Origin of the sequence: Paenibacillus sp. FSL M7-0420 (assembly GCF_038002345.1) — a bacterium.
GTDB lineage: Bacteria > Bacillota > Bacilli > Paenibacillales > Paenibacillaceae > Paenibacillus_AQ.
The window spans coordinates 2,421,581-2,442,291 of the sequence record NZ_JBBOCJ010000001.1; the positions used below are offsets into that span (position 1 = coordinate 2,421,581).

Consider the following 20,711-nt stretch of genomic DNA (forward strand, 5'->3'; position numbering starts at 1 on the left):
GATATGTCATGCTGTGACTATGTCATATCATGACTATATCACGTTGCGACATATTGTTCAACGATAAGTGAGCGAGCTGAGGCAGCAGAGTTACATTGGCGTAAGAAGCAGGGGCTGACACATTGGCTGCCAGAGCTCAGGTACAAGCTGGGGCTGTGAACAGTAGACCGTCTGTAGATACTGGCTGAGCGGGGCCAGCTTGTCCTCAACGAGCACCTCCTTGATGTCGGACGGCTTGACGGGTATAGCTTGTCCGGTGGAGGACATGAATTCGGCTAGGGGAAGCAGCATTGCGCAGCTCTTGCGGTATGACATGCGGTGCGGGAACCTGGGGGAGCTGCCGGAATCGTATTTGGACAGCCTGATGCGGGTGTAGTGACCCGCCAGGACGCTGCGGGCATCGAGCTTCAGCACAGCGAAGACCTCGCCCGGCTCTCTGCGCGAATACATTGCAGCCATTGCGAGGCAATCCCGCCAGGTCGGCCACAGGAACACATGGCGGTCCAGGCAGCGGCGGAATTCCTCCGCCGTTGTCCCCGGAGCCATCGCCTCAGGCGTAATACGCAGATGGGCATTCAGAATCGCGGCTTGCCCGGCGTAGCTTACCCGGTGCGCGGCAGCCCGCCGCTCTCCGGCTGCATGAGCGGGACTCAGCACGGCAGAGGAATAGATGGTGTCAAAGGCAGCCATGGCAGGCAGATTCACTGCCCGGGTGAAATGATAGAAGGAGGTGCGGAGCGGGCTTTTGGTCATGGCGTCAATCAGGGAGGGGTTCATGGGAGCTTCTGCCCTTTGAAGGAGCTGAAGGGCATACTCTTCACCTTGCGGTTCAGCAGGACCGCATTGATCTCGCCTCCGGCCAGGATGATAAATGAGCTGATATACAGCCAGATAAGCAGCACTGTTACGCCTCCGAGACTGCCGTAGGTTTTGGAGAAATCACTGAATTGATTGACATATACCGAGAACAGGATCGAGGTCGTAATCCAGCCGATGGTGGTGAACAACGCCCCAGGCATAACCTCCCGCAGCGCCAGTCTCCGGCTGGGAGCGATCCAGTACAGCAGGGTGAAGACGATGAACATCACGAGCAGCGGAACCAGGTATTGCAGCAGATCCCACAGCTTCTGGAATCCATAGGGAAGGTCAACCAGCAGGAAGACTTGCGTCTTGAGCCAGCTGCCAAGGACCAATAGCAGAATGCTGAGCAGTACGACGAACCCGATCGTCAAGGTAGCGAGCAGGGCGATCCCCCGGATTTTCCAGAACACTCTGCTCTCGTCAATCTCGTAGGCACGGTTCAGCCCCTTGATGATCGCATTGATTCCTTTGGAGGCGGCCCACAGGGTAGCCAGCATCCCGAAGGACAACAGTGTCTGGCTGCGTCCGGCGGATACATCCTGCAGAATCTCTTCTATGATAGAGATGGCTTCGGCGGGCATGATCTGCTCCAGCTGCTCTATATTTTTCTCCAGAGAGATATTCGCATACCCGATCAGGGTCATGATGAAGATCAGAAAAGGAAACAGGGACAGGATTAAATAATAGGTCAGCTGCGCAGCGATGCCCTGGACATCATCGTCGTTGATTTTCACCCATAGCTGCTTGATGAACTTGAAAGTGCCTCTTCTACTGCCTGAAGTGCTGTTCATAAGACCCTCCTTCATGTATTCCCGGATAGACTGACGTGGCAGCCAAATCGTTCCATATATATGTATACCCGTTAAAATATCCTTTAGTCCGTTAAGCTTAGTTTTATTGTACCATACGGGGATTCGATGGATTATACCCGCCTTTCAATGATATGACCGCTTGCGCAGAGTCAGATCATGACAAGGGCAAGGTTGCAGAATGAATGAGTGGACGCTGTAATCCCAGCGGCAGCAAGGCTTCGCACAGTGGTACTAAGATGACTATAGACGGCAATTCGCGGACTCCTCTATATTGGGGGCAGAGCAAGCAGCTGCTGCCTTACCCTGCTGTGCCGGAGCGGATAATCTCCGGCCGGCGGTGAAATGAATACGCTTTCCAGAGGAGGCCGAAGATTTGACAACGAAAAAAATGGAAGCTGTGGACCCGACGAGATCGGTGCGGATGAGAGCGGTATGGATCTGGGCGTTATGTATCCTTCTATGTATTCCGCTGCTGGCAGGCGGGGGCCGTGTGAACGCAGAGTCTGTTAATAAGAGTGGTCCCGCCGGACCTGCGCCGCGGACTGCGAAGCAAATGGCGGCACTCATGGGCAGAGGGACGAACCTGGGCAACACTTTTGAAGGGAACTGGAACAGCCAGAGCTTCGGGGAGGTGAAGGCGGCGGTGGATGCTTACATCGCGGCGGGCTTCACCACCATCCGCATTCCGGTCAACTGGGGCGGACGGGGCAGCAAATATGCATCGACTGCTGATGCGGCCGGGAATTTCTCTCCGAGCGCACCGAATGTGGCGACGGTGAAGCAACTGGTGGACTATGTGCTGAAGGATGTGAATGTCCAGCGTGCTTGTGCAGGTAAGCCCCCGGTCATCCTGATCGTCAACATTCATCATGAGGAATGGGCAATGAATGCGGTGCAGGGGGAACCGGCGTTTGAAGTGAATATGCAGCGGCTGGAGACGATCTGGTCGGGAATCGCTGCCTTATTCAAGGATGCGCCCGACACGCTGGTGTTCGAGCTGTTCAATGAGCCGCATCTGAGTATGAATACGGGAGCCGCCGCCAAGGCAAGCGTCATCGAGCTTAACAAAAGAGCCTACGCCGCCATCCGCAGCTACACCTGGAATGGCACCCAGCCTCATACCAGCCGGGTGGTGATCTTCGGCGGGTACAATTACAACAGCGGCTGGGGCCTGTACGATACGTACCGCAATCCGCAGGATCTGCCGGGCGAAGGCACAGACTCCTATGTAATGGGCACCTACCATTCGTATTTTCAGAATCTGGCCGACCATCTGAAGCGTGTGGATGATGTGAAGCGGGAATTCGCAGATGTGCATGATATCCCTGTCTATCTGGGTGAATTCGGGTACGAGCACCGGGGAGTGATTACGGATACGCTGCTGGATAACTACCGCCAGATTGCGAATAAGGCGATATCGGCGCAGTTTGCCGTGTCGGTATGGGATGATAATGGCTGGTATCAGGTCTACAACCGGGCGACCGGGCAATTCAATGCACTTAAGGATCAGGTCTTAGACATAGATAACTGATCTGAAGGGTGCCGGAAATGGGGAAGGAAGATGGGAAATCCATTAGCGGCCTCCCGGCCGTCAATGTCTGCTGTCCACCGGAAGCAGAGACTGAAGCGTCTGGTCCGCAACCGCTGGCTATATATCATGCTGCTGCCCGGACTGCTGTACTTTATTATTTTCAAATATGTACCGATGTACGGGGTACTGCTGGCCTTCAAGAACTACCAGCCGTTCCTGGGATTCATGGATAGCGAATGGGTGGGGATGAAGCATTTCGACCGGTTCTTCGGCGACCCGCTGTTCTGGAAGCTGCTGAAGAATACGTTCGTGCTGGCGGCCTACAATATTCTGTTCTTTTTTCCGCTGCCGATTGTTCTGGCCCTGATGCTGAATGAGTTAAGGTCGCAGACGTACAAGAAGACGATTCAGACTCTGGTGTACATCCCGCATTTCATGTCATGGGTCGTCATTGTCTCGATCGCCTACCTGTTCTTCACGACCGAAGGGGGGCTGGTTAATGAAGCCATTGCATCTGTCGGCGGCGAGAAAATCCAGTTCCTGCTCAGTCCCTCCTGGTTCCGTACGTTCATTACCGGCGAAGTGATGTGGAAGGAAACGGGCTGGGGAACGATTATCTTCCTCGCGGCGCTGGCCGGCGTAGACACACAGCTCTATGAAGCTGCCAAAATCGACGGGGCCGGGCGGGCACGCCAGCTATGGCATATTACGCTTCCCGCCATCCGTTCCACTATCGTCATTCTGCTGATCCTGCGGCTGGGCAATTTCCTCGATACGGGGTTTGAGCAAATCTTCCTGATGCTGAATCCGCTGAACCGGGAGGTCGGAGAAGTCTTCGATACCTATGTCTACACCACCGGGATCTCTCAGGGAGAGTACAGCTACAGTACCGCTGTCGGATTGTTCAAGTCCGTGGTCGGGCTGGTGCTGGTGTTCGGCTCGAACTTCCTGGCGAAGCGGTTCGGTGAGGAAGGCATTCTCTAAGGATTTTACAGTGAAAGGAGGTATGTTCTGTGTTAAAAGAAACATCCTGGCCCAGCCGTCTATTCGACCTGTTCAATATTGTCGTGCTGGCCGTTATTGCCATCATTACGATTGTCCCGTTCATCTATGTCGTGGCCGGCTCGTTCGCGACCCAGCGGGAGCTGCTGGAAAAAGGGTTTATTCTTTTCCCTACCGAATTCTCACTGGACGCGTACACCTATATCTTCTCCACCAGTACACTGATGCGGAGCCTGGGCGTGACCATCTTCATCACTGTGACCGGGACGCTGATCAATATTGTATTAACCTGCCTGATGGCCTATCCGCTATCCCGCCGGGATATGGATTTCCGCTCGCCGATTCAGCTGCTGGTGATCTTCACCATGCTGTTCAGCGGCGGGATGATTCCGACTTTCCTGGTCGTCAAGGAGCTGGGGATGATCGATACGTACTGGTCGCTCCTGCTTCCCGGGGCGATCAGCGCCTTCAACCTGATTATCGTGCGCAGCTTCTTCCAGCAGCTTCCGCCGGATCTGGAGGAGTCAGCCAAAATCGACGGCGCCAGCGACCCCGGCATCCTGCTGCGGATTGTCATTCCGCTGTCGCTGCCGGTGCTGGCCACGTTCTCGCTGTTCTACGCGGTCGGCCACTGGAACACCTATTTCAGCTCGATTCTCTACATTAATGATTCCACGATGTGGCCGATTCAGGTGCTGCTGCGCCAGATCGTCATGCTGTCCCAAGGCGGCAGCCTGGGCGACACCTCTTCGCTGGAGAGTAACTTCGTCCCGCCGGACCAGGCGGTGAAGATGGCCGTGATCGTCGTATCCACCATTCCGATTCTGATTGTCTACCCGTTCCTGCAGAAGCATTTCGCCAAGGGAGCTTTGCTGGGATCGGTGAAGGGCTGAGGAAGACAGCGGATACGGGGGATTATGGCGGATTACAGGGGAGTTAGCGTGCCTGATATATTGCCAACCGATGCGGGTCTGCTAAGTAATCAGGGCTGTAGGGCGAAATGTTGCAAATTATGCAGCTTGGGTGGACAGATAGCACGCTTGCGGGGAGGATTGTTGCATAAATTGCAAGAATAATTCCGTGGGCCCGCCTGAACAAGTTGAGATGCTGCCTTTTGTGCAACAATATTGAAATTGGGCCGCTAGAATCGGAGAAATGTTGCAATAGGTGCAGGATTACTTGGAAAGTTACTGGATCTCGGCCACTCGTACGCCTGCGCGGCCGAAAGTCCAACATTCTCTCGAGTCACGCCCTCGCCTTTTATCAGACTCCAAAGTTCGACGCACTCACACCACCACATAGAAGGAGAACAACAACCATGACAACAACCAAAGGGGCAAAATGCTTCAACAGACTGGCAGGGGCTGCGCTATCCGCAGTGCTGGTGCTGGGCGCATTAGCCGGATGCGGCAGCGACAACAAGGCGGCAGAGAACGCGAAAGGGACGGACGGGGCCGCAGCGCCTGCGGGACCGTACAAAATGTCCATGATGCTGACCAGCTACAACCCGGAGCCGATGGACCCGGAAGGCGAAATTTACAAGAAGCTCGAAGAACGGACCAACACCGATCTCAAAATCACCTGGGTCCCGTCCACGACCTATTCCGATAAGCTCAGCGCAACCATTGCCTCTGGTGAGATGCCAAGCGCCGTACTGGTGCTGGACCAGAAGCTCCCCTATATCGTCAATTCGGTCCGCTCGGGCATGTTCTGGGAGCTGGGGCCTTATCTGAAGGATTATCCGAACCTTAGCCGGATGAATGAGGTGGCGCTGAACGCAATTTCTATCGATGGTAAGGTGTACGGCATCTACCGGGCCCGCGATCTGGCCCGCGACGGCCTGATGCTGCGCAAGGACTGGCTGGAGAACCTGGGGCTGCAGGAGCCGAAGACGGTGGATGACTTTTACAAGGTGCTCCAGGCATTTGTGAAGAATGACCCGGACAAGAACGGCAAGGCAGATACCATCGGTCTGGCCGAGCAGCAGGTGGCGGCGGGCTGGCGGGCAATGCTGACCTGGATGGGCGGTCCGGCGGACTGGGAGATCAAGGACGGCAAGGCGAGCCCGGCGCATCTGAATCCGGCTTTTCTGGAGACAATGAAGTTCTACAAGAAGCTGTATGATGAGAAGCTGATCAACCTCGATTTCGCAGTGGTCAAGGACGGCAAGCAGATGATCAACGCAGGCAAGGCCGGGGCATGGATTGCTAACCTGAATGATGCCAACGGGATTGAAGAAAGTGTGCAAAAGGTGACACCAACCGGTTCTATCACGATGGTTAACGCGCTGGAAGGTCCAGAAGGGCTGCGCAGTCCCGGCGGCTCCGGCTCCTACGGCCTCTTCATGATCCCCAAGACGTCTGTGAAGACGGAGGAGGAGCTGAAGGCGGTGCTGAACTTTTTTGACAAGGTGTCGGATGAAGATATGCAGAATATGCTGGTGAACGGTCTGGAGGGCCGACAATTCACGCTGGAGAACGGAAATTACGTCAAAACAGCTGATCCCAAGCTGCTGGCGGAATACGGTATGGGCGACTCCTCGCAGCTGGCTGTTCTGAGAGATAAAGTGGTGACCTACGGCAAGCCGCTGGTGCATCTGCGCGATGAGATGTGGAAGAAGAATGCGGAGATCGCTGCGGTGAATCCGGTGCAGCCTTTTATTTCCGACACGTACAGCGAACGGGGCTCTGAGCTTAGCAAAATCATCGACGATGCCCGGGTCCGCTTCATTATGGGCGATCTGGACGAGAACGGGTGGAACCAGGCGGTAGCGAAGTGGGAGCAGGACGGCGGTGCCAAAGTCATTGAGGAATATACGGCGGCTTACAATAACGCCAACGCCAAATAGGCAGGAATGGAATTCCCCATATGCTAGAATGAAACCAACAACGTAGATTGCGGGGGGAGTTAGTGATGCGGATACGGATATCCAGCTATTTATTGAAATTAATCCTGTTTACCCTGGTGATCGGCGCCTTCCCGGTGCTGATCCTGGGATGGTATTCCTATCACTACTCCTCCCAGTCGGTGCTTCAGCAGGTAGAGGAACGCAACTCCCAGGTGCTGCGGCAGAGCCAGCTGCGGGTGGAGCAGACGCTGAAGATGATCGATTTCTCCACCACACAGCTGCTGGGGCTGCCCACGGTAACGAAGGCGATTGCCACGAAGCTGGATATTAAGGACATGGACATGATTCATGAACTGTACAAAAATCTCTCCTCGATCCAGACCTTCGAGCTCGGCATTAAAGATGTGTATCTGTTCAGTCTGGAACAGGATTGGCTGATTACCAACTCCGGCATGGACGCTTACAGCCAACCGGGGCTGAAGGAGAAGCTGCGCCCGTTCGCCGGGATGCCCGGCGGATCGATGTGGCTCAGCGGCAATTCTGCCAGTATCCAGGGAGCGGACGGGATGGTTGAACTGAATCATGCGGTCATGAATATCAAAAAATGGCCGATTAACGCCAGCCGCCCCCGCGGATTAATCGCGGTAGTGCTGTCGTCCCAGCAGCTGACTGACCTGATCGGCAACGAGCCGGGGCCGGGCAGTGTGTTCATTCTGGATGAGGACGGCCGGGCCATCACCCACTCCAATCCTTCGCTGCTCGGCAGGGACCTGTCGGCCGAAGGGTATATTACTGCGATTCGTGAGCGGGAGGATACGGCCGGGGTGTTCAGCGGAATTGCCGGGGAGCGTAAGGCTTCGATCTCCTTCCGCAAGTCTGCCTATAACGGCTGGACTTATGTGTCGGTTATCCCGACAGAAGCGGTCACCCGTCAGGCCACCGCAATCGGGAGGACCTCTATTCTGATCAGTCTGAGTGTTCTGGCTGCCACGATGCTGGCGGCGCTGGTCGGCTCCCGCCGGATGTACAGTCCGGTGCGGCATATTTACCGTTCCCTGCTGCCCGACAATAAGGACCCGCGTCCCAAAAAGGATGAGTTCATCGCCATCTCTGACCGCATTCAGGGCATTTTGTCCGACCAGTCCAAGCTCCAGTTGGAGCTGGCGGGCCAGCAGCAGCAATTAGCGGAGTTCCTGCTCCGCAAGCTGATGCTGGGGGAAGCACGATTCCAGGGTCTCCCCGAACGCCTCCAGGATTACGGCTATGGACACACGGGGAAGTGGACGCTGATGCGGGTTCTGCTGGTGCAGGTAGACCGGCTGGACCACAGCAGATTCACCGAAGAAGACCGGGATCTGCTGCTGTTCGCGATCAGCAATATCGCCCAGGAGGTTATTCCCGAGGGGGACCGGCTGCCGCCGATTGTCATCCGCGAGTCGGTGGTGCTGCTGACCGGCACCAGCTCGCAGTCCGAGGAGGCCTTCAAGGAGGCGGTGTATGCCAGGGCGGCAGAAGTGCAGGCATCGGTCAAAAGCTATCTGCAATTGCAGACGAGCATCGGCATCAGCCGTTCCTGCCAGGCCTGGACCGAGGTGGGGCGTGGCTATGAGGAAGGTGAGAATGCGCTGAAGTACCGGGCCCGGCTCGGGGAAGAGGTCATTCTGTTCATAGAGGATGTGCAGCCTGCCAGCCGCAAGGAGATCGTCTACCCTAAGCAGCTCGAAGATGAGCTGTCCGAAGCGATCAAGTCGCATGACCGGGAGCAGGCCGGGGTGCTGCTGTCGCGGATGATGAACGCGCTGGCCGGCGAGGAGGCGGACCACCAGGAATACCAGATGTCACTGGTCCGCCTGCTGATGGACCTGATCCGGCTGCTCCAGGATGCCGGCATCTCCCATCATCTGCTGAACGCCGGGGAGAACTCGCTGTTCGAGGAGCTGCTTGCCATGCACAGTCCCGGCGATATTGAATCCTGGTTCGGGAAGGCGATTGTGTATCCGGCCATAGAGCTGCTGAAGCAGCGGCAGGAGAACCAGTTTACCAGCATCTCCGAAGAGGTGAAGCAGCTGATTGCCGAAGCGTTCGATACGGACCTGACGCTGGAGAAATGCTCGGCCCGGCTGAACTATCATCCACAGTATATCGGCCGGGTGTTCCGCCAGGAGACGGGGAGCAGCTTCACGGACTATCTGGCGCAATACCGGCTTACGGTAGCCAAAAGATGGCTGAAGGATACTGATCTGACAATCACCGAAATTGCCATGAAGCTGAAATACAATAACCCGGCCAACTTCATCCGCTACTTCCGCAAGATGGAGGGGATGACACCGGGCCAGTACCGGGCGGGCCTGACCGAATAAAGGGACGGCCGCTGGTAGTGGAAGCAGAACAGGAAAGGTGTGCAATCCAATTGAATTCAATTACTGCAAGCCAAGGTAAGTCTTACGGTGCGTTCCGAAACGGGGGCAGACAGTATGTCATTACAACGCCCCGCACACCGGCAAAATGGTTTAATTATCTGTTCAACGACACGTATTACACGGAGGTATCGCAGACCGGCCAGGGGGACAGTGTGGCCTTCCGGCCCCGCCACCGTACGATAACAAGGGGATTCCGCTATTTCTATCTGAAGGATCAGGTCACGGGCGATGTCTGGTCACCGCTCTATCAACCGCTGAAGACCGAGCCTGAATGCTATGAATGCATTCATAGTCTGGGAACGACCGAGATCCTCTCGGAAGCGCAGGGAATCAGGTCGTCCGTGCATGTGTTTGTCCCGCGTACAGGCCAGCAGGAAATTTGGACGGTTACGCTGCGCAACATCGGCGCAGAGCCTAGGGAGTTGTCGTTGTTCAGTGCGTTTGCACTGGAGAACGGTGGCGTGATGGGCAGCCGGTGCCACTTCGATGAAGCCTCGCAGACAGTCTCCAGCTATTCCTTCCCGTATCACGTGACTTATGAGCAGAAGGCCGGATGCGATGATCATACGAATCGTGTTTATGTCTATCCGGATGCTCCTGCGGCTTCCTATGATTGCAGCCAGCGGGCCTTCTTCGGCGGCGATGAGCTGAATGAGCTGCCCGAAGCGGTACGCAGGGGAGTGTGCTCGGGCCGGGTGGCCGAGGCGGAGCATCCGCTGGGCGCTTTCCAGCATACGATGCTCCTCCAGCCGGGGGAGCAGGCTGAGCGGCGTTTCGTGCTGGGCTGTGCTCATTCGCTGGAGGACATCCGCCACAGCCAGGCGGAGCTTGCGGATCAGGGGTTTGCGTCCCTGCTTCAGGAGACGGAAGCATACTGGGAGCAGATGTGCGGCAGCTTCCAGGTGGAGACACCGGATGCGGATGTGAATGCTTTTATGAATAGCTGGCTGCAAAAACAGATCATCATGCAGACCCGCACCAACCGCATGTCCAATTACTGCCCGGTCCGCAACCAGCTGCAGGATGCGCTGGGGTATGCCCTGGTTGATCCGCAAGGCGCAGCGGAGTATATGATCTCTGTGCTGGAGGGCCAGGAGACTAGCGGTTTCATTCAGCAGTGGATCATGACCGATGGCTCGCCGCCCAAGAATCTGTGCCTGCTGAAGCACACAGACGGGCCGGTGTGGCTGGTGATCTGTTTCACCGCGCTGTTGAACCAGTATGGGGACCCGGAGCTGTTGCACCGCAGGGTCAGCTTCAAAGACTCCGGTGATAGCGCTACCATCTATGAGCACTTGCTGCTGGCTGTAGATTACATGGCAGGTGCAACTGGTGCCCACGGGCTGTGCCTGATGGGTGACGGGGACTGGAATGACCCGATCAACGGGCCGGGCCGGCTGGGGCGCGGCGAATCCGCCTGGAATACGATGGCGCTGGTCTACGCGATCCGGGCGTTGATTCCTTTCAGTGAGCGGCTTGCGGATACAGCGGCTGTGCAGCGTCTGAATGATGCAGCCGCGCAGCTGTCGGCAGCGGTGAACCGCACCTGCTGGGACGGTGCGTGGTATGTGGCCGGATTCGACGATGAAGGCCGGGCATTCGGCACCGCCCGGGATGAAGAGGGCAGGCTCTTCCTGAACACCCAGACCTGGGCGGTCATGAGCGGTATTGCTGAAGGGGAGCGGCTGGAGCAGTGCCTGGCGGCCATCGACAGCCTGAATACACCGTTCGGCCCCCGGCTGCTCGAGCCGCCATTCAGCGGCTGGAATCCGCGCTGGGGCCGGATTAGTCTGAAGCTGGCCGGGACGACCGAGAATGGCTCTGTCTACTGCCATGCCTCGATATTCAAGGCGTTCGCCGACTGCATCGCCGGGCGGGGGCAGGAAGCCTGGGAGACACTCCGCCGGACGCTGCCGACGAACCCGGATAATCCGCCGGAGCGGAATGGGCAGGTACCGATTTACGTGCCGAATTATTATTTCGGCCTCGCGGACTCCCCGAACTACGGCAAATCCAGCCATCATGTGCCCACCGGAACCGTAGGCTGGATGCTCTGGACCACGCTCGAATATGCCCTGGGTATTCGCGCTACGATGAGCGGACTGGTCATCGATCCCTGTATCTCTGCGGAATGGCCGGAGTACCGGGTGGAGCGCCGGTTCCGGGATTCGGTCTACCTGGTTCATGTGCTGAACCCTAACCGGATTGGCTGCGGGATGGTGAAGGTTACGGTGAACGGAAAGGAATGGACGGAGCCTGTGCTTCCTTATGAGGCGGGGCAGGTGTATGAGGTGACGGCTGAGTTGAAGCGATGATGGAGAAGCAGCCGAAAGTCCAAATGTTCACCGGAGTGCCGATTACGCTTTAAGAATACTAGAGATCGGAGTGGATAACATATGCTGTTCCCCAAAGATACATTAACCCGTGAAATCAAAGACCTGTCCGGCATCTGGTGCTTTAAGCCGGACCCGGACAACCGGGGCAGGGAAGAGAATTGGCAGGCGCAGCCGCTCCGGGACACGATCCTGATGCCGGTGCCCGCCAGCTATAACGATATCACCCAGGATGCTGCGCTGCGCGATCATATCGGCGACGTCTGGTATGAGCAGACGTTCATCGTGCCGCGCTCCTGGTCCGGGGAGCGGATCATGCTCTGGGTCGGCAGTGCCTGCCATCATGCCGTGGTATGGGTGAATGGGGTGGAGGTGGCCGCTCATAAGGGCGGCTTCCTGCCTTTTGAAGCGGAGATTACGGAGAAGGTCCTGCCCGGACAGGAGAACCGGGTGACGATAGTGGTCAACAATGTGCTGGACTGGCAGACCCTGCCGCCGGGGCGTATCCGCACCTTTGAGGATGAGAAGCATCCTGAAGGCTACCGGGTGCAGGAGTATTTTCATGATTTTTTCAACTATGCGGGCTTGCACCGGCCTGTGAAGCTGTATCGGACCGCCACAGCGTACATCAGTGACATCACTGTCATTCCAGATGTGCAGGGGCAGACGGGAATCATCAGCTATTCGGTTGAAGTCTCTGCGGCCGAAGGCGGGGGCCGGGTGCGGCTGTTGGATGAAGAGGGAGTGGAGGTGGCCGCCGGGACAGGCTGCTCAGGCACCTTACGGGTGGAGAACGCCAAATTATGGAGGCCGCTGAAGGCTTACCTCTATACCTTGCATGTGGAGCTTGTTGACGCAGACGGGCAGGTCACCGACCACTATCCGCTCCAGACCGGCATCCGTACAGTGAAGGTGGAAGGGACACGGTTCCTGATCAACGGCGAGCCGTTCTACTTCAAGGGGTTCGGGAAGCATGAAGACAGCGATATCCGCGGCAAGGGACTGGACCATGCAGTCAACGTGAAGGATTTCAACCTGCTGCGCTGGATCAACGCCAACTCCTTCCGCACCTCGCACTATCCATATGCCGAAGAGCTGCTGGAGCTGGCGGACCGTGAGGGGATTGTGGTTATTGGAGAAGTGCCTGCCGTCGGCTTCACGTTCTTCAATTATAAGGACAAGGTGTATACCCCGGATCAGGCGAACGACGAGACGCTGGCCCATCACCAGGAGGTGCTTTGCGATCTCATTGCCCGGGACAAGAATCATCCGTCAGTGGTGATGTGGAGTCTGGCCAATGAAGCAGCCACATTCCAGGACGAGGCGGTGCCGTATTTCCGCCAGTTAGCCGATACCGCCCGCAGGCTAAACCCGCAGCGCCCGATCACCATTGTGCAGTGGCCGCTGCCGGATAAGTGCAAGGTGGCGCAGTTTTTTGACGTCATCTGTGTGAACCGCTATTACTCCTGGTATCAGGACCCGGGTGCGCTTGAGCTGGTAGAGCATCAGGTGGAGTGGGAGCTGACGAACTGGTACCGCCGCTTCGGCAAGCCGGTCATCATGACGGAATATGGAGCGGACGCCATCGCCGGTTTCCATCAGGACCCGCCTGTCATGTTCACCGAGGAGTATCAGCAGGAGCTGCTGACCCGGTATCACAATGTGTTCGACCGGCTGGATTTTGTGATCGGGGAGCATGTGTGGGCCTTTGCCGATTTTGCCACCAAGCAGGGAATTACCCGCATTAACGGGAACAAGAAGGGCGTGTTCACCCGCCAGCGCCAGCCCAAAGCCGCCGCCCGGATGCTCTGCAGCCGCTGGGGGGAGATGGGGGAGTACCCGGGGAAGGGATAGGGCAGTTCAATGCCAAGGGGTGGGCGCTGGGTGAGACAGATCCTAGAACTCTAAGGGAGCAAAATACATTGCGGAAAGCTAAGGAGTTAATGGGCTAAGTGAAGCGTGCGTTTGGATGGAAATAGTTTGATTTTGGGCACTTGCTGACGAACGAACGTCCCTTGCAGGAACAGTAGTTGGACAAATGGACACTTAAATTAGCGCATATTGCTCAATGCAGCGAAAAGTAATAGCAGTCGTTGCTCTTTTTCCACTTGCTTCGGCGGACTCCTGGAAATACGAGGAATTAAGATACATTTATCCAATTGTTTGTTGCGGTGGAGTTTATTACCTGTTCTGCCTTCCCCTAGATCGTTCCGTGATCTAATTGGTTAAATAAGGGGATTTATTCACTTGTATTATACTGGAAAACTCTTAGAATAGTAGTAAAGATAACTACCCAAGGCTGTTAAGGTCTGCCGGTTAAGGGACTTCATCAAACCTACTATAAGGAGATTGCCCATGAAGCTGCTGCTGGAGGATTACGAGGGAATCAGGCGCTGGATGTACCGCAATGCCCGTCCGCTGGACCTGGCGAGATGGAGATTTCACTTTGAGGGCGGCGGGGCTGAGCTGGTACTGGAAGCGCTGTCTGCCTATCAGAATGAGGATGGGGGCTTCGGCCATGCCCTGGAAGCGGACGCGTGGAATCCGCATTCCACGCCCATTCAGACCGCTACAGCGGTGGAGAGGCTGCTGGAGCTGGAATTTGCAGATAACGGGCATCCGCTGGTGGAGGGAATTCTGAAATACCTGGACAGCGGTGCGGATATGGATGGCCGAACGTGGAGGAATGTCGTAGCTTCCAATAATGATTATCCTCATGCCCCCTGGTGGCATACAAGCTCGGACAGTACTTCCCGCAGTATGTATAATCCGACAGCTATTCTGGCCGGATTCATTCTGAAGGCTGCTCCGAAGGATAGCGGGCTGTATGCCACCGGACTAGGGATTGCCCGTGAGCTGACGGAGCTTTTCCTGCGTGATCCAGCTATTGAGATGCACCCGCTGAAATGCGTGGATACGCTGCTGCATTGCATCACCTGGGCCGGGCTGCAGGAGCACTTCCCCTATGTGGAGCTGCACAAATCCTTCAAAGAACAGAGCGCACGGCTGATCAGCCGCGATGAGGGGAATTGGAACGGGTATGGCTGCAGGCCGTCAGCGTTCATCCATTCGCCGCATAGTCCCGGATACGCTGAACTCGGCGGGCTGCTGCACCAGGAGCTGGATTATCTGCTGGAGACCCGAAATGCCGCAGGCGTCTGGGAGCTGACCTGGAGCTGGGAAGGATATGAACGCGAGTTTGCTGTCAGTGAGAACTGGTGGAAGGCGCATATCGTGATTGAGAATTTGCGGCTGCTGCGGGAATTCGGACGAATGGCGGAGCTGCCGGGGATTGACTAGGAATTGAATTTACCTTGAAAAAATAATGCAGCGCATGTTAAGCCACAGCTCTCCGGATGGAGGGGCTGTGGCTTGAGTTCGTACCGGATGCTTGCAAAGGCAGCAGACAGAAGCCGTTACTGTGCTCTATCCGTTTGAACAAATTCCTGCTCGTAAATGGCCTGCACGTCCTTAAGGATACGGCTGCTATGCTCTGTGAATTTCAGCGGTCGTACCTGATTCTTGATCAGGAAGACACCGGACTTGCCGCTGTGTTCGCCCAGAGCCGCCTGATACAGCAGGCCTGCCCCGTGGGTAGGCTCGGGAAAGAACAAGCGCGTAATGGGCTTTAACCACAGCGGGATACCGGATTTTTTGCCGCTGCGAAGGGTGTTGTTGCCGCCGGGATCGGCGCTCCGGATCAGGATGCCTTCAGCTGCAAGCGCCGGGGCTACCGCCTCTGTCCACAAGGACATGGCGCGCTTGGTGTCGGCATACGGGCCGGTCAGCATCTGAAATTTCGCCGGATGCTCCAGTGAAGCCGGGTCGAAGCTGCGCTTCATCATAAAAGCATTAGAGGACGTATTCACGACCGTGCGGAGCGTGCCTTGCAGCAGGAGCGGCTTCAGCTCCATCGTAATGATGTACGGAACCACCGTCTGCAGCTCATAATGCAGCTCACGCCCTTGCTTGGACAAGAGTAACTCGGGGAAGCTGCCCCCGGCATTATTGAACAGGAGGTCAAGGTGCGCTTCGTGGCGGTTAATATCCTGCAAGGCACTCCGTAATTGGCCAAAATCGCTTAAATCAGCCTTATAGATTCTTAGCTGCCCGCTGCTGAGCGCCTTATGGATGAGCGGGTCATCTTCAGCAAAAGCTGAGCGGATCAGTGCGAGCACCTCCCAGCCTTCGTCCAGCATCCGGCGGGTCAAGGCCAGTCCGATGCCATGATTTGCTCCAGTGATCAGCGCTGTGCGGGGGGTATGCGTTATGTTCATTATAATTGCTCCTTCGGATTTGATTAGGTGAATGGTGTCCATTCTATAACTTGGAGCTGAGTCCAAGTCAAGTGCCGGAATTAACCGTTGACTTGGAGCTGACTCCAGGTTATACAATGGTACGAAGGAACTTTTAGAGCAAGTAGAGAGGAATGGTTCTATGAGTTTGGCGGAAGCGGATCTTGCGCAGGGATATTCGATTAAGGAAACGGCGGAGCGGACCGGAATGCCGGAGGATACGATACGGTACTACGAGAAGATAGGACTGCTGCCCCGGGCGAAGCGCAAGGGGAACAGCCACCGCATTTATAGCGATGCGGATCTGGAGATGATGCAGATGATCTCCTGTCTCAAAAAAACAGGGATGTCACTCGACGATATGCGGCCCTATCTGAATCTGTCACTCGACACGGACTTGTCCGGCTATCCCGAGCTGCATGAGATGATCCGTAATCACAGAAGCAAGATCCTGGAGCAGATCGCTTCACTGCAGCAGATTGTAGACTTTATTGATGTCAAAATAGAGCAGGGAACGCTGGGCCCGCAGACCTGCGAGCTGACCGGAGACCGCAAGCAGATGCCAAGAGGACGTAAAGCCAAAGCTAAAGCTAAAGCGTGAGGGTTAATGCGAAGCAGGAGGGGATTCAGGTGCTGAAGGCTATGCTTGACGCTGACAGGCGCGGAGCCGGAGGAATGGCATAGATGCCGACAGGGCCGCCCGTGTCGTATTCACATCCCATTGTTAATAATTGCGTTAAGACTCTGTACATATTTAACCTTCGTGAGCCAAACAATGAGAACAATTGTTGAATCACGAAGGAGGTGTTCCATCATGAAAATAAACAACCACAGAGTGAAGTGTGTTCTTCTATATCCCTTGGCCGCAGCTGTGATTATGTCGGCGGCGCTGATCCCGTCAGGTCCGCATGCAGTGTCTGCTGCATCGCCAGACAAGGCAGTTTCAGCACCCGCACCTGTGGATAGCAGAGGGAGCAGCGCATCGGGCAACCGGACAGCCGGGAATCAGCAGCAGGCGCCCAGCCGTGTGGCGGTCATTATCGATGATTTCGGCAACAGCATGCGCGGGACAGAGGAAATGTTCAAGCTGCCCGTCAAAATCACCGTCGCAGTCATGCCATTCCTGCGCTCCAGTGAGCAGGATGCCCGGCGCGCCCATGAGCTGGGCTTCGATGTGCTGGTCCATCTGCCGATGGAGCCGCGTCAGGGCAAAGCGGAATGGCTGGGACCGGGGGCCGTGCTTACAAGCATGAGTGATGCCGAAGTCCGGGGGCGGGTGGAGGCTGCACTTGATAATGTGCCTTACGCGATCGGCATCAACAATCATATGGGCTCCAAGGTGACCGGAGATGAACGGGTCATGGGTATTGTGCTGGAGGTCTGCAAGGAGCGCGGTCTATTCTTCGTAGACAGCCATACCAATTACCGTTCAGTCGCGGGACGGATGGCCCGGGAGCTGGGAATGCCGCCGGTGGAGAATCATATTTTCCTGGATGATGTGCATTCGGCAAGCCATGTGGCGAAGCAGATGAAGCTGGTGCAGGAGCGGGCCTTGAGCCACAAGTTCTGCGTTACCATCGGTCATGTCGGCATCCAGGGCAAAGAGACCGCCGCGGGCATCCGCAGCGGTATTGCCGGAATGAAGGACAAGGTGCAATTCGTCGGCATCTCCGATCTGGTCCGCGAGGAGTGGAAGTGGAATTCCCGGCTTACACTTCCATAAGATAGGCTGCGATCCCGTTCGCAATGGCTTCGGCGATCTCTTCCTGGCCCTTCGGTGTACAGAGCTTCTCGCGGTCAGCCGGGCTGCTGACAAATCCCGCCTCAACGATTACCGTTGTGGCGGTTATTTTGTTGAGCAGGTAAAAGGGCTTGCCCCGGACAGGATCATTCTTCATCCTGTAGAGCTGGTTGAGCTGATCCTGAATGGTCCGCGCCAGCAGGAAGCTGCGCCCTTCCTGGCGGTACAGGACGAGCGGACCATGCTTGGACGGCGATTTCGCCCAGTTAATATGGATGCTGACGACTACATTAGCCGGAAGCGTCTCTGCCAGCTCCTTGCGCTGGGCCAGATCGCGCAAATGCCGGGATCTGCTTCTCAGCCACAGATTCTCATCGCTGGGTGCATAATCGCCGGTCCGGTTCAGGATGGTATCGAAGCCGTCCGCACGCAGCAGGAGAAAGAGGCGGCGTGAGATGGCGAGGGTGATGTCCTTCTCCAGAATGTTGCCGTAGGAGGTTCCGCCGTCAATCCCCCCATGGCCGGCATCGATCAGAATGATCCGCTGGTCATGGCCGAGCATATGCTGGCGCTGGCCGGGCTGCTCTGCCTGCGGATCAGTACGGGGGGCAGCCGCATGGATCTCTGCGGGGTCGCCTGTTGTAAGCAGGAGCAGAATGCTTGCTGCGGCAATAATCCGCTGCAGCTGCCGCCGGGATCTCAGCCGGGGCTGCTCTTTTGAACGGTGGGACTGTGTAGCGCTATAGGGCTCCAAAGCTTCCGATTGTCTCATGTGAATAACCTCCCTGCCGGAATAATCAACAGCTACTTGTACTTAATGACGGTTTATACAGGTGTAGTCTTGTTAGATTGTGCCTTAACAGCCCAACCTATACGAAGCTTCGGATTCCGGTTTAGAGATCAGAGGATTGGAGCACACTATAGACATAAGGTCAAGCGGCGGGAACCCGCCAAGCACTCACCTGGGAGGTGTATGAGATGGCATCCGGCGGAGATGATCTGGTGAAGTATATTACGGAGAAGGTAGTCGTCTACATTGAGAACCCGCGCGCTGTCCATGCCCGGCGGAAGGCAGAGAAGCAGCCGTGGGCGGAAAAGTGGTTCGGCACGCTGCCGCTCGCCTGGTCCGTCTGGCGCAGCAAATGGAGCCGGGGCGGGGATGGTAAGGAGTAGCGACTTAGCAGTGAGCGGGCGCTGAGTGGAATTCAGGTGTATAAATGCACCTGAATCTGGAGAAAACGGCCGTTTAGAGAAATTCAGGTGTATAAATGCACCTGAATCTGGAGAAAGCGGGCGTTGAGTGGAATTCAGGTGTATAAATGCACCTGAATCCCGAGAAAGCGGGCGTTGAGAGGAATTCAGGTGTATAAATGCACCTGAATCTGGAGAAAGCAGGCGGTGAGTGGAATTCAAGTGTATAAATGCACCTGAATCTGGAGAAAGCAGGCGTTGAGAGGAATTCAGGTGTATAAATGCACCTGAATCTGGAGAAAGCGGGCGTTGAGAGGAATTCAGGTGTATAAATGCACCTGAATCTGGAAAAACAGGCGTTGAGAGAAATTCAGATGTAGAAGCAAACAGCCTTCCCGAGAGGTACCGTACAGACGGCACCCGGGGAAGGCTGTTTCAGTATGCAGCGGGAATTCTGCCAGTGCCAGTCTACCGGTTTGAACCGGGCAGAACAGCCGAGCCCAGCGCGGCTCCCCCGGGCAGTGGCACCGGCAGCTCGTGGAAGGTGCCTGCCTTCTGAAGGGCGCTAAGCGGGAGATAGCGGATGCCACCGGGACCGGCGGCGGCATAGACTACGGCGGCTTCAGTGCTGCCTTGGTCCCGGGAAGCGCCTGGCTTCAGCCAGCTCTGGCTGCCTGTAATCATGAATGGCGCGCCCAGGGTATCGTTGTGCCCCGGGGACTGGAAGGCGAGACTGCCCCGCTCCTGAAGCAGAGCGCTCAGGCTTGCTCCGTTCAACGTCTTCAGCTCGGGTGCGGTCAGCCACAGCAGATCGGCATACGGGTCATCCTCTCCGCCGCTCCGCAGAGCGGGCTGGGGAGTGCGCGCCTGGCCCGGGCCGGAGGACAGCATAGCTGAGGCTTCCGGTGCAGCATTCAGAATAGGCTCAGCCTGGCTCTGACTCCAGGGCAGCGTCTCCAGAACGGTAGCATTCAGATACAACGTTCTGTTCTCCGTAGTGATTTTCCAGACAGGCAGCATTGGAGCATAGAGCGCCGTAACCCCGATGGCTCCTGAAGAATTAGAGGGTATCAGTCCTTGCTGCACCAGATACTGGCGCAGTTCAGTCATACTATAAGGGAGACCATCGGTTCCGGCTCCGTATTCGCTAAGCAGATAGCCGCCCTGATCCGCAGCGGAGATAATGAGATAGCCGATCCGCTGACCGCTGTGCATCACATTGACCAGCCAGCTCCGCGTTCCCGGACCAAGAGGGTAGACCTCCGTTCCGGCATCCTTCCATTCCTTAAAAGGAGCATCCGCCGAGAGCTGGCTAATCGTCTGGCGGGTGAAGGCCTGCAGTGTTTCCGGCGCTGGAATCGGCTTCATCTCAAGTCCCGGAAGAAGAACCTCCTGCGTGACGGCCTGCGTCACGCTCAGCCGGCTGGCTTGTGACGCTAGCGCCTGGGGAGAGGAGGCGCTGGCAGCCAACAGAGTCAGTCCAAGAATCAGACAGAGGAGCAGGCGGCCACGCCGCCGGAAGCCCTTCTGCCTCGCAGTGATATTCATAGGTTCAGTCACCTTTCCTGTTTAGAGGGAATTTACGCTTCTTACTGTTCATTGTAGGGGACAAGCCCTGAAAAGGCTGTTGCTTGCTGTCGCGGCAGGCGGCGGGAGTTTCGCTGTTTTTTTGCCTGC

Annotated in this window: 17 protein-coding genes; 12 read left to right on the top strand and 5 right to left on the bottom strand. The window is 56.4% G+C overall.

From position 1 onward, the window contains the following. Positions 1 to 90: 90 nt before the first annotated feature. Both MKX51_RS10195 and MKX51_RS10200 read right to left on the bottom strand, forming a co-directional pair. A complete protein-coding gene (locus MKX51_RS10195; protein WP_340992252.1) occupies positions 91 to 777 on the bottom strand; it encodes a DUF7002 family protein in 687 nt (228 codons plus the stop codon). Beyond that, on the bottom strand, positions 774 to 1,652 hold the full coding sequence (locus tag MKX51_RS10200; protein WP_340941867.1) for a YihY/virulence factor BrkB family protein: 879 nt from the start codon (positions 1,650 to 1,652) through the stop codon (positions 774 to 776). The genes MKX51_RS10195 and MKX51_RS10200 overlap by 4 nt, the downstream gene beginning before the upstream one ends. A 203-nt stretch (positions 1,653 to 1,855) precedes the next feature. Here MKX51_RS10200 and MKX51_RS10205 point away from each other — a divergent pair, with 203 nt between their 5' ends. The 9 genes from MKX51_RS10205 (at position 1,856) to MKX51_RS10245 (ending at position 15,107) form a co-directional block, all read left to right on the top strand. Then, positions 1,856 to 2,014, top strand: coding sequence for a hypothetical protein (locus MKX51_RS10205; RefSeq protein ID WP_340992253.1), 159 nt, complete (start codon positions 1,856 to 1,858; stop codon positions 2,012 to 2,014). 32 nt (positions 2,015 to 2,046) lie between these two features. Next, on the top strand, positions 2,047 to 3,204 hold the full coding sequence (locus MKX51_RS10210; protein WP_340992254.1) for a glycoside hydrolase family 5 protein: 1,158 nt from the start codon (positions 2,047 to 2,049) through the stop codon (positions 3,202 to 3,204). 63 nt (positions 3,205 to 3,267) lie between these two features. After that, on the top strand, positions 3,268 to 4,188 hold the full coding sequence (locus MKX51_RS10215; protein ID WP_340995581.1) for an ABC transporter permease: 921 nt from the start codon (positions 3,268 to 3,270) through the stop codon (positions 4,186 to 4,188). A gap of 29 nt (positions 4,189 to 4,217) precedes the next feature. Continuing rightward, the gene (locus MKX51_RS10220) at positions 4,218 to 5,099 is read left to right on the top strand and encodes a carbohydrate ABC transporter permease (RefSeq protein ID WP_340992255.1); all 882 of its coding nucleotides are present in this window, start codon (positions 4,218 to 4,220) and stop codon (positions 5,097 to 5,099) included. A gap of 425 nt (positions 5,100 to 5,524) precedes the next feature. Further along, the gene (locus MKX51_RS10225) at positions 5,525 to 7,054 is read left to right on the top strand and encodes an extracellular solute-binding protein (RefSeq protein ID WP_340992256.1); all 1,530 of its coding nucleotides are present in this window, start codon (positions 5,525 to 5,527) and stop codon (positions 7,052 to 7,054) included. Positions 7,055 to 7,119: 65 nt separating this feature from the next. Continuing rightward, the gene (locus MKX51_RS10230; RefSeq protein WP_340992257.1) at positions 7,120 to 9,414 is read left to right on the top strand and encodes an AraC family transcriptional regulator; all 2,295 of its coding nucleotides are present in this window, start codon (positions 7,120 to 7,122) and stop codon (positions 9,412 to 9,414) included. Positions 9,415 to 9,464: 50 nt separating this feature from the next. After that, positions 9,465 to 11,789: a 3-O-beta-D-glucopyranosyl-beta-D-glucuronide phosphorylase gene (locus tag MKX51_RS10235; RefSeq protein ID WP_340992258.1), complete on the top strand. Its 2,325-nt coding sequence runs from the start codon at positions 9,465 to 9,467 to the stop codon at positions 11,787 to 11,789. Between the two features lie 81 nt (positions 11,790 to 11,870). Beyond that, positions 11,871 to 13,661, top strand: coding sequence for a beta-glucuronidase (gene uidA, locus MKX51_RS10240; RefSeq protein ID WP_340992259.1), 1,791 nt, complete (start codon positions 11,871 to 11,873; stop codon positions 13,659 to 13,661). Between the two features lie 501 nt (positions 13,662 to 14,162). Continuing rightward, entirely contained in the window at positions 14,163 to 15,107 is a 945-nt protein-coding gene (locus tag MKX51_RS10245; protein WP_340992260.1) for a hypothetical protein, read from the top strand. A 116-nt stretch (positions 15,108 to 15,223) separates the two neighbouring features. Here the strand turns inward: MKX51_RS10245 and MKX51_RS10250 are convergent, their stop codons facing one another. Then, positions 15,224 to 16,084, bottom strand: a complete 861-nt coding sequence (locus MKX51_RS10250; RefSeq protein ID WP_340992261.1) for an SDR family NAD(P)-dependent oxidoreductase — start codon at positions 16,082 to 16,084, stop codon at positions 15,224 to 15,226. A gap of 160 nt (positions 16,085 to 16,244) precedes the next feature. Between MKX51_RS10250 and MKX51_RS10255 the strand changes: the two genes are divergently transcribed. Together MKX51_RS10255 and MKX51_RS10260 are read left to right on the top strand one after the other, a co-directional pair. Then, positions 16,245 to 16,703, top strand: coding sequence for a MerR family transcriptional regulator (locus MKX51_RS10255; protein WP_340941862.1), 459 nt, complete (start codon positions 16,245 to 16,247; stop codon positions 16,701 to 16,703). Between the two features lie 213 nt (positions 16,704 to 16,916). Beyond that, a complete protein-coding gene (locus MKX51_RS10260) occupies positions 16,917 to 17,825 on the top strand; it encodes a divergent polysaccharide deacetylase family protein (RefSeq protein WP_340941859.1) in 909 nt (302 codons plus the stop codon). Here the strand turns inward: MKX51_RS10260 and MKX51_RS10265 are convergent. After that, on the bottom strand, positions 17,812 to 18,615 hold the full coding sequence (locus MKX51_RS10265) for an N-acetylmuramoyl-L-alanine amidase family protein (protein ID WP_340992262.1): 804 nt from the start codon (positions 18,613 to 18,615) through the stop codon (positions 17,812 to 17,814). The two genes, MKX51_RS10260 and MKX51_RS10265, sit on opposite strands and share 14 nt — an antisense overlap. A 206-nt stretch (positions 18,616 to 18,821) precedes the next feature. Between MKX51_RS10265 and MKX51_RS10270 the strand changes: the two genes are divergently transcribed. Beyond that, positions 18,822 to 19,016 carry a YqzE family protein gene (locus MKX51_RS10270; protein ID WP_340941857.1) on the top strand — a complete coding sequence of 65 codons (195 nt, stop codon included), beginning with the start codon at positions 18,822 to 18,824 and terminating at the stop codon, positions 19,014 to 19,016. 486 nt (positions 19,017 to 19,502) lie between these two features. Here the strand turns inward: MKX51_RS10270 and MKX51_RS10275 are convergent, their stop codons facing one another. Further along, positions 19,503 to 20,582 carry a hypothetical protein gene (locus tag MKX51_RS10275; RefSeq protein WP_340992263.1) on the bottom strand — a complete coding sequence of 360 codons (1,080 nt, stop codon included), beginning with the start codon at positions 20,580 to 20,582 and terminating at the stop codon, positions 19,503 to 19,505. Between the last annotated feature and the right edge of the window lie 129 nt (positions 20,583 to 20,711).